Annotated in this window: 18 protein-coding genes; 11 read left to right on the forward strand and 7 right to left on the reverse strand. The window is 65.2% G+C overall.

Features of this window, described 5'->3' with window-relative positions; genetic code table 11:
* Window positions 1-71 precede the first annotated feature (71 nt).
* Entirely contained in the window at window positions 72-308 is a 237-nt protein-coding gene (locus FM101_RS10270) for a hypothetical protein (RefSeq protein WP_086999256.1), read from the reverse strand.
* Window positions 309-461: 153 nt separating this feature from the next.
* Here FM101_RS10270 and FM101_RS10275 point away from each other — a divergent pair, with 153 nt between their 5' ends.
* Entirely contained in the window at window positions 462-1,373 is a 912-nt protein-coding gene (locus FM101_RS10275) for a 3-methyladenine DNA glycosylase (RefSeq protein WP_086999385.1), read from the forward strand.
* A gap of 90 nt (window positions 1,374-1,463) precedes the next feature.
* Window positions 1,464-2,003, forward strand: a complete 540-nt coding sequence (locus FM101_RS10280; protein WP_086999259.1) for a hypothetical protein — start codon at window positions 1,464-1,466, stop codon at window positions 2,001-2,003.
* A 14-nt stretch (window positions 2,004-2,017) separates the two neighbouring features.
* Here the strand turns inward: FM101_RS10280 and FM101_RS10285 are convergent, their stop codons facing one another.
* Window positions 2,018-2,605 carry an SOUL family heme-binding protein gene (locus FM101_RS10285; protein WP_086999261.1) on the reverse strand — a complete coding sequence of 196 codons (588 nt, stop codon included), beginning with the start codon at window positions 2,603-2,605 and terminating at the stop codon, window positions 2,018-2,020.
* Here FM101_RS10285 and FM101_RS10290 point away from each other — a divergent pair.
* Window positions 2,604-3,122 (forward strand): hypothetical protein, encoded by a 519-nt coding sequence (locus tag FM101_RS10290; RefSeq protein WP_086999263.1) that lies wholly within the window; start codon window positions 2,604-2,606, stop codon window positions 3,120-3,122. The genes FM101_RS10285 and FM101_RS10290 overlap by 2 nt on opposite strands.
* A 79-nt stretch (window positions 3,123-3,201) precedes the next feature.
* Window positions 3,202-4,773 carry a Na+/H+ antiporter gene (locus FM101_RS10295; RefSeq protein WP_086999265.1) on the forward strand — a complete coding sequence of 524 codons (1,572 nt, stop codon included), beginning with the start codon at window positions 3,202-3,204 and terminating at the stop codon, window positions 4,771-4,773.
* Here the strand turns inward: FM101_RS10295 and FM101_RS10300 are convergent.
* Complete coding sequence (locus tag FM101_RS10300) at window positions 4,770-5,204, reverse strand: YchJ family protein (protein WP_086999268.1); 435 nt, start codon at window positions 5,202-5,204, stop codon at window positions 4,770-4,772. The genes FM101_RS10295 and FM101_RS10300 overlap by 4 nt on opposite strands.
* 181 nt (window positions 5,205-5,385) lie before the next feature.
* Here FM101_RS10300 and purS point away from each other — a divergent pair, with 181 nt between their 5' ends.
* The 5 genes from purS (at window position 5,386) to FM101_RS10325 (ending at window position 10,147) form a co-directional block, all read left to right on the forward strand.
* The gene (gene purS, locus FM101_RS10305; RefSeq protein WP_086999270.1) at window positions 5,386-5,640 is read left to right on the forward strand and encodes a phosphoribosylformylglycinamidine synthase subunit PurS; all 255 of its coding nucleotides are present in this window, start codon (window positions 5,386-5,388) and stop codon (window positions 5,638-5,640) included.
* Window positions 5,637-6,407, forward strand: coding sequence for a phosphoribosylformylglycinamidine synthase subunit PurQ (gene purQ, locus FM101_RS10310; RefSeq protein WP_086999273.1), 771 nt, complete (start codon window positions 5,637-5,639; stop codon window positions 6,405-6,407). The genes purS and purQ overlap by 4 nt, the downstream gene beginning before the upstream one ends.
* Entirely contained in the window at window positions 6,404-8,704 is a 2,301-nt protein-coding gene (gene purL / locus FM101_RS10315) for a phosphoribosylformylglycinamidine synthase subunit PurL (protein ID WP_086999276.1), read from the forward strand. Before purQ ends, purL begins: the two co-directional genes overlap by 4 nt.
* A 107-nt stretch (window positions 8,705-8,811) precedes the next feature.
* A complete protein-coding gene (locus FM101_RS10320) occupies window positions 8,812-9,348 on the forward strand; it encodes a glycosyltransferase (protein ID WP_086999279.1) in 537 nt (178 codons plus the stop codon).
* Complete coding sequence (locus FM101_RS10325; protein WP_086999283.1) at window positions 9,341-10,147, forward strand: MerR family transcriptional regulator; 807 nt, start codon at window positions 9,341-9,343, stop codon at window positions 10,145-10,147. Before FM101_RS10320 ends, FM101_RS10325 begins: the two co-directional genes overlap by 8 nt.
* 50 nt (window positions 10,148-10,197) lie before the next feature.
* Here the strand turns inward: FM101_RS10325 and FM101_RS10330 are convergent, their stop codons facing one another.
* From FM101_RS10330 to FM101_RS10340, 3 genes are read right to left on the reverse strand one after another with little or no spacing between them, the layout of a single operon-like run.
* Window positions 10,198-10,725 (reverse strand): hypothetical protein, encoded by a 528-nt coding sequence (locus tag FM101_RS10330; protein ID WP_086999286.1) that lies wholly within the window; start codon window positions 10,723-10,725, stop codon window positions 10,198-10,200.
* On the reverse strand, window positions 10,722-11,027 hold the full coding sequence (locus tag FM101_RS10335) for a transcriptional regulator (protein WP_086999289.1): 306 nt from the start codon (window positions 11,025-11,027) through the stop codon (window positions 10,722-10,724). Before FM101_RS10335 ends, FM101_RS10330 begins: the two co-directional genes overlap by 4 nt.
* Window positions 11,028-11,033: 6 nt before the next feature.
* Window positions 11,034-11,504: a hypothetical protein gene (locus tag FM101_RS10340; RefSeq protein WP_086999292.1), complete on the reverse strand. Its 471-nt coding sequence runs from the start codon at window positions 11,502-11,504 to the stop codon at window positions 11,034-11,036.
* A 191-nt stretch (window positions 11,505-11,695) separates the two neighbouring features.
* On the opposite strand from FM101_RS10340, the gene FM101_RS10345 reads away from it, so the two are divergent.
* Window positions 11,696-12,481 (forward strand): AmiS/UreI family transporter, encoded by a 786-nt coding sequence (locus tag FM101_RS10345; protein ID WP_086999295.1) that lies wholly within the window; start codon window positions 11,696-11,698, stop codon window positions 12,479-12,481.
* A gap of 30 nt (window positions 12,482-12,511) precedes the next feature.
* Here FM101_RS10345 and FM101_RS16125 read toward each other — a convergent pair whose 3' ends face one another.
* The gene (locus FM101_RS16125) at window positions 12,512-13,978 is read right to left on the reverse strand and encodes a DUF1990 family protein (RefSeq protein ID WP_342744381.1); all 1,467 of its coding nucleotides are present in this window, start codon (window positions 13,976-13,978) and stop codon (window positions 12,512-12,514) included.
* Window positions 13,979-14,155: 177 nt separating this feature from the next.
* Between FM101_RS16125 and FM101_RS10355 the strand changes: the two genes are divergently transcribed.
* Entirely contained in the window at window positions 14,156-15,241 is a 1,086-nt protein-coding gene (locus tag FM101_RS10355) for an exonuclease domain-containing protein (protein ID WP_179204299.1), read from the forward strand.
* Window positions 15,242-15,249: the final 8 nt, after the last annotated feature.

The following is a 15,249-nucleotide window of genomic DNA, read 5'->3' on the forward strand; positions in this document are numbered from 1 at the left end:
CGATTTTGTCGGATGCAGACAATCCTACAACCTTGCCTCGCAGGCTTTTCCTCCCCGATCCCTCAGCTGGTTCAGTCGGAGCCGGCGACCAGCATGACTTCGTGTGGAGCTTCAGTGCCGTGTTTGCGGTGCGCCCGTAAGACCCGCCGCGCCCGTTCGCGCTTCAACCGTTCCCGGGGATCCAGGTGGGGCAGCTGATCTGCGGGGCCGAAGAAGAAGTAGCCGAAGAATTGCAACCACCAACCGATTTTGTATCCCATCCCCAAACCGGTGGTGTCCTTCACAATGGGCAACCGCTTATGGTCCATCTGTCCCTCTCAGGCTCGGGTTCCCTGCCTCGTGCCGAGCGCGGATGCGCCCGGGGCGCCGGAATCCCTGGACAGGCCATCCTATCCAACTATTCCCTCCGCGGTTCCGCCGCCGATGCGGCCCCGCGGGATGTTGGGCCCGATAATGGGAACATGCCAGCCGAACTTTCCCACCTGACCGAGGACCTCTGGCTCCCCCGCGCCCGGGCACACCGGGACCGGGTCCACCACTTCGCCGCCCCGTTCCTGCAGCGGCGTTCCACCCAGCGTAAACACCCGGTGGAGGACTTCCTCTTCACCTACTACACGGAGAAGCCCGGCCGGCTGCAACGCTGGAACCCCGGCACCGGCGTCGTCCTCTGGGGCGAAGCTGCCGCCGAACGGCTTCACTGGAAGTACCACCGCCCCCACGGCGCAGGCGTCACCTTCGATGCTGCGGCGTTCATGACCGACCGGCACCGGACCGTTGCCCACGCCCGTTCGATCCTGGCCGGGGCCGCGTCCAACCCCGCCCGCTTCTCCTGCTTCGGCCTCCATGAATGGGCGATGGTCTATCAATCGGAGCAGAACGGGGTACGTCACGACCAGCTGCCCCTGCGTCTGGGCGCCGCCGGCACCGACCAGGTCGTCGAAGGCCACCGCATTCGGTGCACCCATATTGACGCTTTTCGTTTCTATTCCCCGCAGGCGGTGCCCCTGAACGAAGAGCAGCCCACACGGGAGAACCAGCCGTCCTTGGACCAGCCCGGCTGCCTACACGCCAACATGGACCTCTATAAATGGGCGTATAAGCTCTCGGCAGCCGTCCCCGGGGAACTACTCTTGGCCACCTTCGAACTGGCGTGGGACATCAGGACCATGGATATGCGGGCTTCGCCCTACGATCTGGGCGACTGGGGTTACACCCCGATCCGCATCGAAACCACCGCCGGGAAAGCCGAATATGTGAGGTTGCAACAAGGCTTTGCCGAGCAGGCCAATGAACTCCGTCTGCGCCTGTTGGACATCGCCGACGACCTCTTCGCCGCAGCGGAAATGGACCCCGCACCCAGCAACGGCAGATGAATCGGCAGCGTCAAACGGTGGACACCGGCGGCCGGGAGTGGCAGATTCACCAGTGAGGGCCATTGCCCGACCAACCGCTACCGGGGGTGCATGATGGAAACGAACCACGCCAACCGCTGGACCACACGAACCGTCTCACGTGTCGCAACTGCTGCCGTGGGGCTGCTGCTGCTCGCCGGCTGCGCAGCCGAAACTCCCGACGCCGAACCGACGGACAGTACCGTCTCCAGCCCCTCCTCGGCACCAAAACCCACCGAACAGCCGGCAGGTCCCGCCGAGGGCACGGACGCCGATCTGTCCATCACGATCACCTCCGATGGTGAGGAGGTTGCCCACCGGTACCGGCTGGTCTGCGTCGGAGGGGTCCCCGGAAAGGGGACCGACCACCCCCAGGCCGAAGAAGCCTGCACCTTCCTCGACGGCCCCGGCAAGATCGTGTTGACCGAGAAGACGAAGAAGGACGCCGACTGCACGCAGGAATCGGCGGGACCGCAGACGGCCATCGTGCAGGGCACCTTGAACGAGGCATCGGTCCAACGCGCTTTCGCCCTGGGGAACGGCTGCAAGATCTCGGCATGGAAATCTGCTGAGGCGTTGCTGGGGCGTGGAACCGCTAGTGGCGACCAGTAATCATGCCGATTCCCTCAGTCACTCGCGCGGGAAACATCCACCAGGATCTCGTTGCGCCGCAGGAACCAGGGCCGGTACGGCGGGTCGAAACGGGCGAATCGTGGCCCTCCCGTTTCAAGAAGTCCTGCTACGGGCAAGGCCGAACGCAAATGTTCCAGCTGCCGCAGGTAACGAGTCTGGCTCCACCGCCCGCTGAATCGGATGACCGCTGCCTCACGTTCGGCCACCACACGCAGGGTCACCACCGGGTCGGTGGGCTGAGGCGCCGATTCCAGCGTGAAGTCCTCCGGCAGCACGAAGGCGACGCGATGGGTCCCCGCCTGCTGCCCCGGCTCCGGAGCCCCCACGGGTTCCTGCACCACCGGTGCAGTCATCGCGATGCGTTGAGAACCCTCGGACTGCACGACGGGCGCCGTCATCGATACCGCTTGATTCGAACGATTTTCACCGCTGATATAGGCAAAGAGGTGACGGAAGGCCTGGTTTCCGGCTGCCTCGAAGGAGCCCTCAACGGAGACCTCTGCCAGAAGATGTTCAGGGTAGTGGCGTAACTCAAAATGCTCGTAGCCACGGATCACCTCGTAGGGCTGCTGCTCGGTCATGGAACCAACCTACTCCCGGCAGCTGGACCCCGGCCATGAAACCGCACGATCAAACCACGACGGGAAATACATGAGGTGCACAGCGCTGCGGCCGGTACGGATGGCGGCAGCTTTCCTCGCAGCAACGTTGCTGCTCGCCGGATGTTCAGCACCGGCGCCGTCCGGTTCGGTCACCGCAGCCTGGGATCTGCGCACCCCACAGAAGGTCACCCCCGATTCCACCAGCCTGGACGTGGACGTTTATCGACTCGAATGCTCCGGAGGGACTACCGGCACCGTCGAAAGACCACACGTCGCCTATGAACCCGAGCGCATCCTCATCCGCGGTCTGCTCTCCGACCTGCCGGACGGGAACTCCACCTGCCTGGGGGTGAGCCCGGCACCAACCACGATCAACTTGAGCGAACCCGTGGGCCACCGGGCTATCGTGGACGCCTCCTACCTCGAGGAGGACAACACCGATCTCACAGGTTGTGAGGACCAGGGGATCCGCTGGCGGCCCTCATCCCCCGGGTAGTCACCGTGCTAGCGCTCGACAGGACGAGGCACCCGACCGGTCTACGGCGTGAAAGAATAGCTCCCGGAGGAACTCACCCATGGAATTCTTGATCCTGCTCGTTGGCCTGCTGTTCGGAACGGTGCTCGTTGCCGGGCTCGGGGAGCGGATCAGATTGCCCTACCCGGTGCTGATGCTCGTCTTCTCGGCGCTGGTCGCCTACCTGCCGTTCATCCCGGAAATCCATATCAACGCGGAGATGATCCTTCCGCTATTCCTCCCTCCCTTGCTCTACGCGGTGGCCCAACGCAGTTCCTGGGCCGTCTTCCGACTGCGCTGGCGTTCACTGGTGCTGCTGGCGGTACTGCTCATCGCCGTGACCGTGGCCATCGTTGCCGGTGCCACCTGGCTGTTGATCCCCTCCATGGGCTTGCCCGCAGCCATTGCGCTGGGCGCCATCGTCGCCCCGCCGGACCCCGTAGCCGTCGAGGCCGTTGCGGCCAAGGTCAGCATGCCCCGCCGGCTGACCACCGTGCTGCAGACCGAGGGGCTCTTCAACGACGCCACAGCCATCGTGATCTTCCAAACCGCAGTGGCCGCAGCCGCCAGTGGCCAGGACGTCGGCTGGGATGTGATCCCACGTTTCCTCCTCGGCGCCGCCGGCGCTGTCCTGCTGGGTTTGGCCATGGCGTGGGTAGTGGGAACGCTGAACCGTTTCGTCCCCGATCTGGTCGCCCGCTCCGCTGCCACCCTGGTGGCCCCCTTTGCCGTCTACATCTTGGCCGAGGAGATCCACTGCTCGGGCGTCGTCGCCGTCGTGGTCACCGCCCTGGAACTGGGCCGGAGGGCCCGCCCCCAGGATTCCGCGGAACGCCTGACCCGCAACTCTTTCTGGGACGTGGTGGAGATGCTGACCACCGGTGTCGCCTTCGGTCTGCTGGGCATCGAGATGCGCTATGTGTTCGAGGACGAAGGTGCAGGCATTATCGCCTTCATCCCCGGAATCCTGGTCGTTTGCGCCGCGGTGCTGCTGGTGCGTTTCGGCTGGATGATGCTGATGTATAAGGTCGGTGGCACGGAAAAACGCAATAGTGTCCCCGGCTCGCTCAAGGAAGTCCTCGTGGTCAGTTGGTGCGGCATGCGCGGTCTGGCCACCCTGGCACTTGCCTTGGCGCTTCCCCTGGAGATGGACAACGGCGACCCCTTCCCGGGGCGCAACTTCATCATCACCTGCGCCTGCGCCGTCCTGCTGGTCACCCTGGTGGGCCCGGGGCTGACCCTGCCCACCCTGATGCGGCATCTGAAACTGCCCGACGACCGGGCCAAGGCCGAACGCGCCGAACGGGCCGTTGCCGTCCGGGCCGAGGAGGTCGCCATGGAAACCGTGAGGCAGTCGGCTGCGGCCCAGAAGCTCTCCCCCGAACGGCGCGAGAAGCTGGCCCGCCGCATGTCCTCCCTGCACCAGATCCTCGAACACGATTTTGGTGACGACCCGGAGAAGGCGCGCATCGTCAAAAAGACCCTCGCAGCCATGGACCAAGTCCAACGCGAGGCCCTCGGCGCAGCTCGGCGCGAGGTGCTGGCGATGCGCCGCGAACCCGGGGCGGATCCTGAAGCTGTGGATCGGGTACTGCGTCGGCTGGACCTGCGTACGGTCACCTTGGACCGCTAGGACACGGCGGCTGTGTAGAACCAGCGCCCGCCCTCGCGGTGGAAGGTGCTTCGTTCCCGTTGGACCCCCCGTTCGCCGTCCTGCCGGTAATGCGCGGCGAACTCGACAATCCCCGTGTCATCGAAAGGCCCTCCGGCGACCGTGTCCACGATGTCCAGCCGCCGCCAGATCATTGACGGGTCTAATATCAGGCTGGCCGGCCGGGTCGAAGGATGCCAACTGGCCAACAGGTAGGCACGATCCCCGGTGACGAAGGCGCTGTAGCGAGAACGCATCAGCGCCTCGGCCGTCGCCGCCCCGGGGCCCCCTGCCCTGCGGTCGGCGTGCACCGGTCCGCAGCAGGCGCCGAAGACCTCCCCCGACAGGCAGGGGCAGCGCGCAGCGGCGTCGTAGTCGGGGAAATTCCCACCGTTGTTTCGCTGCTCATCCATGGGCCCAGCCTAGGCGGAAACCGTGAGCGCAGAGACAGAATCGTGGGGTGCGTCACGCCGGGCCGCGGGCCCCGTCGAACCCGGTAGACTAATCGGGCAAGCTCGCGGAGCGCCTCCAGCCCGGCGTGAGACGGCACCTCCGCAGGCGTACTCAATCCACCTCGCGCACAGGAGACCCCGGATGCCCCGCATCGTTGTTGACGTCATGCCCAAACCAGAGATCCTCGACCCCCAGGGCAAGGCCATCGTGGGCGCACTGCCCCGTTTGGGCTTCGACGCTTTTTCGTCAGTCCGTCAGGGCAAACGTTTCGAACTGACCGTCGACGGCGAGGTGACCGATCAGATCCTGGCCCAGGCCCGCACCGCAGCCGAGACCCTGCTCTCCAACCCGGTCATTGAAGACGTGGTCAACGTCGAGGTCGTCGCCGAAGCATGAGCAACGATTCACTTCCCCTGATCGGCGACTACAGCACGCCGGACACCGCACTGAACGGCGCGCGCATCGGCGTCGTTTCCTTCCCCGGCACCCTCGATGACCGCGATGCCGCCCGTGCCGTGCATCTGGCCGGAGCCGAAGCCGTGGCACTCTGGCACGGAGACGACTCCCTGGAGAATGTCGACGCCGTCATCATCCCGGGCGGCTTCTCCTACGGCGACTACCTGCGCGCCGGGGCCATCGCCCGTTTCGCACCGATGATGTCCCGCATCATCGACGCCGCGAACTCGGAAGCCAAACTGCCCGTACTGGGCATCTGCAACGGCTTCCAGATCCTCACCGAATCGCATCTGCTGCCCGGGTCGATGATCAAGAACGATCACCTGAAGTTCCTCTGCCGGGACCAGGTCCTGCGCGTGGAGAACAACAACACCGCGTGGACCAACCAGTACGGCATCGGCGAGGAGATCACCGTGGTCCTGAAGAACCAGGACGGCCAGTACGTCGCCGACGAAAAAACCCTGGACGCCCTGGAGGCCGAGGGCCGCGTCGCACTGCGCTACGTCGGCTGGAACCCCAACGGCTCACGCCGCGATATCGCCGGCATCACCAATGCCGCAGGCAACGTCGTCGGACTCATGCCACACCCCGAACATGCGGTCGAGGCAGGCTTCGGCCCCACGACCGCCGCCGGCGCACACACCGGAACCGACGGGCTGGGCTTCTTCTCCTCCGTCCTGAGCACCCTGGTGGGAGGCACCAAATGAGCCAACAATTCAACATCGACACCGTCGAGAACGCCGCGGCGACCCCCGAAACCGAGCTGCCCTGGGCCGAACTGGGCCTGAAGCAGAACGAGTACGACGACGTCGTGAAGGTTTTGGGCCGGCGCCCCACCGGTGCTGAACTGGCCATGTACTCGGTCATGTGGTCCGAGCACTGCTCGTATAAGTCCTCCAAGAACCACCTGCGCCAATTCGGCGAGAAGGTGACCGAGGAGATGAAGAAGGACCTGCTCGTGGGTATCGGCGAGAACGCCGGGGTCACGAACCTCGGTGATGGCTGGGCCGTCACCTTCAAGATCGAATCGCATAATTCCCCCTCCTTCGTGGAGCCCTACCAGGGGGCGGCAACCGGCATCGGCGGGATCGTCCGCGACATCATCTCCATGGGCGCCCGCCCGGTGGCGGTCATGGACCCGCTGCGCTTCGGGGCCATCGACCACCCAGATACCGCCCGCGTCATGCACGGCGCCGTGGCCGGGATCGGCGGCTACGGCAACTCGCTGGGGCTGCCGAACATCGGCGGCGAAATGGTCTTCGACCCGGTATACCAGGGCAACCCGCTGGTGAACGCGCTGGCAGTAGGGGTCATGCGCCACGAGGACATCCGTCTGGCCAACGCCTCCGGGAAGGGCAATAAGGTCGTCCTGTTCGGCGCCCGCACCGGTGGCGACGGTATCGGCGGCGCCTCGGTGCTGGCCTCCGAGTCCTTCGATGCGACCAAACCCTCCAAGCGCCCCGCGGTCCAGGTCGGTGACCCCTTCGCCGAAAAGGTGCTCATCGAATGCTGTCTTGAACTGTTCAAGGCCTCCCTCGTCGAGGGCATCCAGGATCTGGGCGCTGCGGGCATTTCCTGCGCCACCAGTGAGCTGGCCTCCAACGGCGACGGCGGCATGCGGGTCGAACTGACCAACGTGCTGCTGCGTGATCCGACGCTGACCCCGGGCGAGATCCTGATGTCCGAGTCCCAGGAACGCATGATGGCCGTGGTCTCCCCGCAAAACCTCGAGGCCTTCGAAGCGGTCATGGATAAATGGGCCGTGGAATACTCCTGGCTCGGCGAGGTCACCGACACCGAACGGCTGGTCATCACCTGGGACGACGAGGTCATCGTCGACGTGGATCCGCGCACCGTCGCCCACGACGGCCCGGTCTATGATCGCCCCTATGCCCGCCCCGACTGGCAGGATGCCCTGCAGGCCGATACGTTCAAGGCCTCCCCGGCGGGGGTCACCCTGCCGAGCCTGGGCGAGGAGCTCAAGGACGCAGTCCTGGAACTGGTCGCCTCACCGAATATGTGCGATAAGTCCTGGATCACCAACCAGTTCGACCGCTACGTCGGCGGCAACACAGCCCTGGCTTCCCCCGATGACGCCGGCGTGGTCCGCGTGGACGAGGAAACCGGAATGGGCGTCGCCCTGGCCACCGATGCCAACGGCCGGTACGCCTACCTGGACCCGTACCACGGCTCGCAGCTGGCCCTGGCGGAGGCGTTCCGCAACGTGGCCACCACCGGTGCCGTGCCGCTGGCCGTTTCGGACTGCCTGAACTTCGGTTCCCCCGAGGACACTGACGTGATGTGGCAGTTGGCCGAGTCCATTCGCGGGCTCTCCGACGCCTGCATGGAATTGGGCATCCCGGTCACCGGCGGCAACGTCTCGCTCTATAACCAGACCGGCACCACCCCGATCCACCCCTCCCCGGTGGTCGCCGTCTTGGGCAAGTTCGACGACGTCGCCCGCCGCACCCCCTCGGGCTGGCACTCCAGCGCCGACGGGCAGGCCATCTACCTGATGGGTACGACGGCGGATGAGCTGGATGGTTCGGAGTTCGCGAACCTGCGCGGGCATCTGGGCGGCCTGCCGCCGAAGGTGGATCTGGCCGCCGAGAAGCTACTCGGAGACCTGCTGGTCAATGCCTCACGTGATGGCATGATCGACGCGGCCCACGACCTCTCCGAAGGCGGCCTCGCGGCAGGGCTGGTGGAGATGTCGCTGCGCTACGGCGTCGGCGCCCGGGTGGCCCTGCAGGATCTGTGCGACCGGGACGGCGTCGACGCGTTCACCGCGTTGTTCTCCGAGTCCCAGGCCCGCGCCATCGTGGCCGTCCCGCGCTCCGAAGAAGTCCGTTTCAAGGACATGACCACCGCCCGGGCTTTCCCGGTGGTCCGTCTGGGCATCGTCGACGCGTCCTCGGACTCCTTGGAGGTCCAGGGCCAGTTCAGTGCCACCCTGGAGGAACTGCGCACCGCCCACGAGGGCACACTGCCGAAGTACTTCTGATCGGTTAGCTCATACGCATTCGTGGCCCGGCGGTCTTCCGCCGGGCCACGGGTGTTTTGGCGCGACGGCTTGACCCTCACGTAGCGTGAGGCCGGAGGCTGGGGTACATGAGCGACTACTACAACGCATTCGACATCAGCCCCGTACCCGTACCCACGCTGGATGCGGTGCCGCCGGAACCCTTCCGCGGCATCTATGGGATGCCCGCCTTCGTCACGATTCCGTCTTGCGATTTGGAGGAATCCGTGGACTTCTGGATTCGTGGACTCGGGTTCTTCGAACTCTTCAGCATCCCCGGCACGCTGGTACATCTGCGCCGATGGGCCTTCCAGGACGTGCTTCTCGTCCAGGCGCGAAGCATTCCAGACCAGCCCCCGGCCATCGGCTTCAGTTTCGCGGGCGTCCTGAGCCAGATCGATGCCTTGGTTGAAGCCTGCCGCGCCTTGCGCCCTGGCTCGGTCGCGGGACCCCGAGATACCCCGTGGAACACTCGTGATGTCGAGGTGATCACCCCAGAGAACGCCCGGGTCGTCTTCACCGCGGCCAAGCCCTTTGACCCGGCCAGCCAAGAGGCGCGGAATCTTGAAGATATCGGGATCACCCCTTCGGAGGGCCGTCCAGGGGAGAATCAGGAGCATGCCTGAGGCAACTTCTGCCGATGGTCTGACCGTCGGTCAGGCCGCGACGCGACTGGGCGTAACCATCCGCGCGCTACACCACTGGGATGAGATTGGCCTGGCGCGCTCCTCGCTGAGCACGCCTACCGGATACCGGCTCTACACCGCCGCTGATTTGGAACGCCTCCACAGAATCGTCGTCTACCGCGAGCTCGGCCTCGGATTGGAAAGAATCCGTGCCATCCTCGACGACTCAGCGACGGACGTACCGGCCGCCCTGCGCACCCAACGCCAGCACGTCGCCGACAGGATCGAGCATCTCCAGCAGCTCGATGCCGGACTGGATCGAATGATCGACGCCCATGAGCACGGCCTGCTGCTGACCGTCCAGGAACAGACGGCCATCTTCGGCCCACGGTGGAACCCTGACTGGTCGGCCCAAGCCCGCCAACGCTACGAAGGCACGCCCCAATGGCAGCAGTATGCCGAGCAATCAGCCACCCGTAGTCCGGCGGAATGGCAATCCATCGCCGATACCATGGCCGACCTCGACCGTTCCCTCGGGGAGTCCATGCAGGCCGGTTTCACACCTGGCAGCCCGGAAGCACAGCTACTCGTGGAACGTCACCGCGCAGTGTTCACGGCCTCATACTTTTCCCTCACCCGACAGATGCAGGTCTGTCTCGGTCGTATGTATGAGTCTGATCCGGCGTTCACTGCTCACTACGACGGCGTCCGTACCGGCCTTGCAGAGTGGTTCCGTCAAAGCATCGACGCCAACGCCCGCAACCACGGCATCGACCCCGACACCGCAAGCTGGCACTAGGCCCCGTTATGGAAAGTGATGATCCTAGAAGAGTGAGATCATCACTTTCCTCATTCCCGTGGAGACGGGAGTTCATCCAGGCTCGCCAGGGCGGCCAGACTCCCGGCTATCAAACCGATGGCCGTATGGGGGCGGCTGGACCCATTGGCCTTGAGGCGTTCGCCGAACCGGTGGATCCGGCGTTCGGTGGCGATGTTCGCACCGATGCCCACTATCAGGATCGTGGCACCCAGTCCGATCAGCAGCCCGGGGTCCAGGTTCTTGAGGCGGGCCCTGGTTCCTGCCGTTGTGTCGGCGGAGTGCCCCTGGCCGGCGGCATCCAGATGCCCCGAGCCGCGCCCCGGCGTCGTTCCCTCTGCCAACGGCGCAGTCGGCAGTGAATCCGGATCCTGTCGGCGGGCGAAGAAGGCGCCCGCCGCCGCGAGGATCGCCAGCTTGGCCAGAACACGCGAGCTGCGACGGTGCATATAGTCGGGCAGCGCATACCAGAGCGCGACAGCGGCTCCGCTGGCGCCGGCACGAGCGAGTAATCCGGCAGGGGTGCGACGGGCAGGGGTGGCTGTGGTGGTTTCTGTCATGGGTGGGGCTCCTTCGTGGTTCCGGTCAGCTGGTTCAGTGCATCGATATGGCGATGGAAGGACACCCGGCCCGCGCGGGTCAGGCGCAAGGTGACGGGACGGCGCCCCGCTCTCCCCGCGTTCGTCGGCTCGAGATAGCCGGCATCGATCAGCACCCGGACGTGCTTGCTCAACGTCGCGTCGGTGAACCCCAGCAGGCCACGGACCCTCCCGAAGGTTTCGCCACGGACCGGCTCCAGCAGGGCACAGATCCGCAGCCGTGGAAGGGGGTGGATCACCGGGTCGAACCCGTCCTGGCTCATGACGGCTCAGTCCCGTGGGTTCCGGACGCGACGGACCCAATACCGGTCAAGCGCCGGTCCGCCGATCGTGCCCAGCGAGAACAACACCACGGCGGCAATGACCGGAATCCACCACCAACCATGGGTGTCGTAGAGGGCGGAGTTGATTCCTCCGATGAACCCCACCACCAGCACGCCGCCCAGAAAGGGCAACCACATGGAACCGTGCAGGCGGATATGGCGCACCGCACTGGGCTGCTTCCACGAGGCGAAGAGGAAGACCACCACGATCGCTCCCGGCAGCACCAGCAGGGCCGCCGGCATCGACAGCAGATCGGTGACCAGTGGCACCAGTGCCAGGACGGCAAGGATGAAGCCCACCAGGAACCAATAGCGTGGTGGGCGTTGCAGGCGTTCGGCATTCAGTTCACCGACGGCGCCGAGGGCTTCAAGCGACTCCCCGGCCTGGGCCGCATTGGGGGTGTCATCGGAATCCATGCGGCCAGACTACATTTGTCTTGCCATACAGGAAAGACATTTTTATCCTTCAGCGATACCGGCTTCGCGTTGGTCGGGCCCTGTTTCACGACTATGATGGGCCTCATCGACCACCCTCGCGTGCGCCACCAAATGCTGGCCCACCTTTCGGGGACCTCCACCGGTCAACACGACTTCACAAGGAGCTCCCCATGGGAAACGTAGGACTGCTGTATGTCGGCGCCGTGCTCTTCATCAACGGCCTGATGCTGCTGGGTTTCGTCCCCGGACGCGCTGCCGCCCCGATGAACTACTTCGTCGGGGCCATGCAGGTCATCTTCCCCACCATCATCATCGCCCAGTCCGGCGGCGACCCGGCCATGACGCTTTCCGCCTCGGGCCTGTACCTGTTCGGGTTCACCTACCTCTACATCGCCTTCAACATCACCTTCGGGCTCGATGGCGAAGGGGTCGGCTGGTTTTCGCTGTTCGTCTCCGGAGTCGCCGTCGTGATGTCCTATCTGCAGTTCACCTTGGTCGGGGACCCGGTCTTCGGGGTGATCTGGCTGTTGTGGGCGATCCTCTGGCTCATGTTCTACCTGGTGCTCGCCCTGGGCATGGAATCACTGACGGCAGCCACCGGCTGGTTCACCGTGATCATCGCCCATCTCTCCGCCACTATCCCGGCCCTGCTGCTACTTTCCGGCGCGTTCCAAAGCACCGGGCTCTGGGCGGGCGTGCTGGCGGTGGCGGGAGCACTCGCCCTGCTCATCTCGTTGGCGCTGGGACGCCAGGGGGTGGGCAGGCCACAGTCACCACCGTTGCCTCAGCTCCGGGACGAAGTCGACGGCGCTGAAGCGCCCACCCTGCCGGAGCTGATCGCCAGGACCGGGCGCAGCGACCAGGGATCCCAGATCGTCATTTCGAGTCCCCCGGTGTCCAGGTCTTCCCGCCGCGTGGTCAACAGTCCTCTACGGCGCCGAGTGCCCCGCTCCTGAGCATCCTGTTGGTACGAGCGCGCTCCAAGCTCAGGTGCGACTGGAGGTGGCCAGTTCCCGTGCCGCTCTGAAGTAGGCGCGGGTGACCAGTTCCTGGGTTCGTTGCGTCACCGGCGTTGCGGCGCGCATCAGCCAGTTGGCCGGCCTCGAATAGGCCAGGACCTCGAACCAGACGGTGCCCTCGCGGTCGAGAACCGCGGTGAACGACTCCTCCCCCGCGACGGGGTGGCCCTTCAGGGTCCCGTAGCCGAAGCCGGCCCTGCGCTCCCCCGCGTCCGGGGTCGTTGCGCTATCGGGTTCGCTGCTCCAGAGCACCCGGCAGGGAGCCGGCACCCGGAGCGGTCCGATCCCCATGCCGGAGACGACCCTGACCCCCGGGGTCGCCCGCGGAGTGTCTTTCGGTACGGTCAGCCCCGCCCCGCGATGCAGGTCCCAATCCAGGATCCCGTCGGCCAGCCGCCGGTAGGCGGCCTCGCCGTTCCCGACGCGCAACCGCCGCCTGACGGTGCGGTATCCCGCCGGGGCGTGGCCCTGCTCGGTCAACCCGTAGTCGGCATAGGTGAGGTCCCCGGGGCGGCCGATCCGGGCGAGCCGGCGCAGGGCCGCCAGCTCGCTGGGCCCCTGTTTACCCAAGGCGGCACCGATGACGGCCAACGACGCCTTCGCCGCTGGGCGTACCGGCACGTGGAGCTGCCGCCCGCCGGGCAGCTTCACCACGGGGGCCTGCAGTCCGAGCAGGTCGCGGTAACGGTCGGGGAGGGAATCGACGACGGTGGCGAAAAGCAGGCGGTAGCCCGGCAGCAGCATCGGATCCAGTGGAGGATTCTTCAGGAAGGAGACCACCTCGTCCACGCGGGGCCCTCCGGCCAACAGGCCTTCGTCGTCGTATGCCTGCAGGCGCTCCCGCAGCGCGGCATCGGTGCGCGGCGGGTTGATGACCCCCATGAGCTCGCCGGCCTTTGCCCATTGACCGACATAGCCGTCAGCCCCGCCGAGCCGTGCGGGGACGGGGCCGCGGAAGATTTCGTAGGAGCGCAGGAACGCCTCGGTGAAAGCCAGGTGGACCCATTCGGAGAGGCCGGGGTCGTTCGCCGAGTAGCGACGGTCGGTACCCAGCGCGTCCACATATTCTCCGCGGACCGGAACGTGGAGCTTGCGCACATACCGGCAGGCTTCGTGGGCGGCGACCGTATCTCCGTAGGTGAGTGTGAAGATCCAGCGGATGGTTCCCGCGAGGCGGCCCAACGGATCCTCGCGGTAATTCGAATGCTCGGCGACGCCGGCGAGCGCGCCGGGATGCAGGGCCTGGATCAGGAGGGCACGGATTCCGGCGGCAATCGGCGTCGTTCCCCCGTTGACCTGCCAGACGGCGGAACCGACGTCGAAATATCCGGCATCCTCACCGTTCTCCAACGCGTCTTCCCAAGCGGGAACACTTTCGCTTTGGCCGGCGAAGGTCATCCGCAGGCGGGTTCTCAACGGTGCCAACAGGTCCATGCCCCGAGACTACTCCGCGACGCTGATCTTCCGCCGTGCGCGGGCAACAACGAAATGGCCTCCGGAGTATTCAGAACACCCGCGAAGTGTCGCAGTACGCATATATTGTTGCACCAGGAAATCGACCCCGTTGGCAGAGACCGGCGAGGGCTATATGGGGGACACATCATGAATGGAATGAATTTCACCGCAGTCGACGTCGAAACCGCCAACGGGAATCGGGGTTCTGTGTGCGCGGTCGGCGTCACGGCAGTCCGAAATGGGCGGATCGTCCAGACCGTTGAATGGCGCGTTAAGCCCGCAACGGGTTTAGGTGCGTTTAGTCCGCGAAACGTGGCTATCCACGGCATCACTGCTGAGATGGTCCGGTCCGCGGATTCTTGGGCGACTTCATTGCAAGCCATCACCTCTCTCGCTGAGGATTTTCCATTGGTCGCCTACAACGCGCCTTTTGACCGCAGCGCAATCCTTCAAGCCAGCCAGTTTTCGGGCTTGGAGGCCCCGGCTAACGAATTTCACTGCGCACTTGCTCTCTCACGTCGCCTCCTAGCGCTCGACGGATACAAGCTCTCCACCGTCGCCGCAGAACTCGGCCTGGATCCCTTCGATCACCACCGAGCTGGAGCCGATGCGACGGCCTGTGCGCAGATAGTCCTTTCGTTGGCCGAACGGGAAGGGGCCCGAAACGTGCCTGAGCTATGGTTCCCACCCAAGAAGTCACCTGTTCGAACTTCCGATTACTGGTCCAAGGACAAGCGGTCTCGCATCGACGAGTTGCCTCAGCCGAACCCCGCAGCTTCACCCGACCACCCATTCCACGGGCATCAGGTCATATTCACCGGCGAGCTCCAAACGTGTGATCGTTGGGACGCCATGGGGTTGGTCGCCCATCATGGGGGCACGAATGGGCAGGGCGTGACGAAGAAGACGAGATACCTCGTCGTCGGCGGATCCTCGGCAGGCGCAATCGTCGATTTGGCCAACGGAACAACAAAAGAACGAAAGGCAGCACGTTACATCGAGCTGGGACAGGAGATTCAGGTCCTCACCGAGCAACAATTTATGGAACTTGTTGGTCGCAAGTCCCCGTCCACGCAGCGCACACGTCCACCAAGCACTCGGGTTGTCGGGCCCGTCAGGGCAGAGCCCAAGCCAGAACCCACGTTGCAGGACTCGAACAGTAGCCAGGGCCCTCTCCGACGCTTGGCCCGCTTCATTACCAGTGCATTCCAGCGAGGTCAGGACCGGGGGAGCAAGAAGTAGCCGGCTTC

The sequence above is a fragment of the Arthrobacter rhombi genome (assembly GCF_900163545.1).
GTDB lineage: Bacteria > Actinomycetota > Actinomycetes > Actinomycetales > Micrococcaceae > Arthrobacter_H > Arthrobacter_H rhombi_A.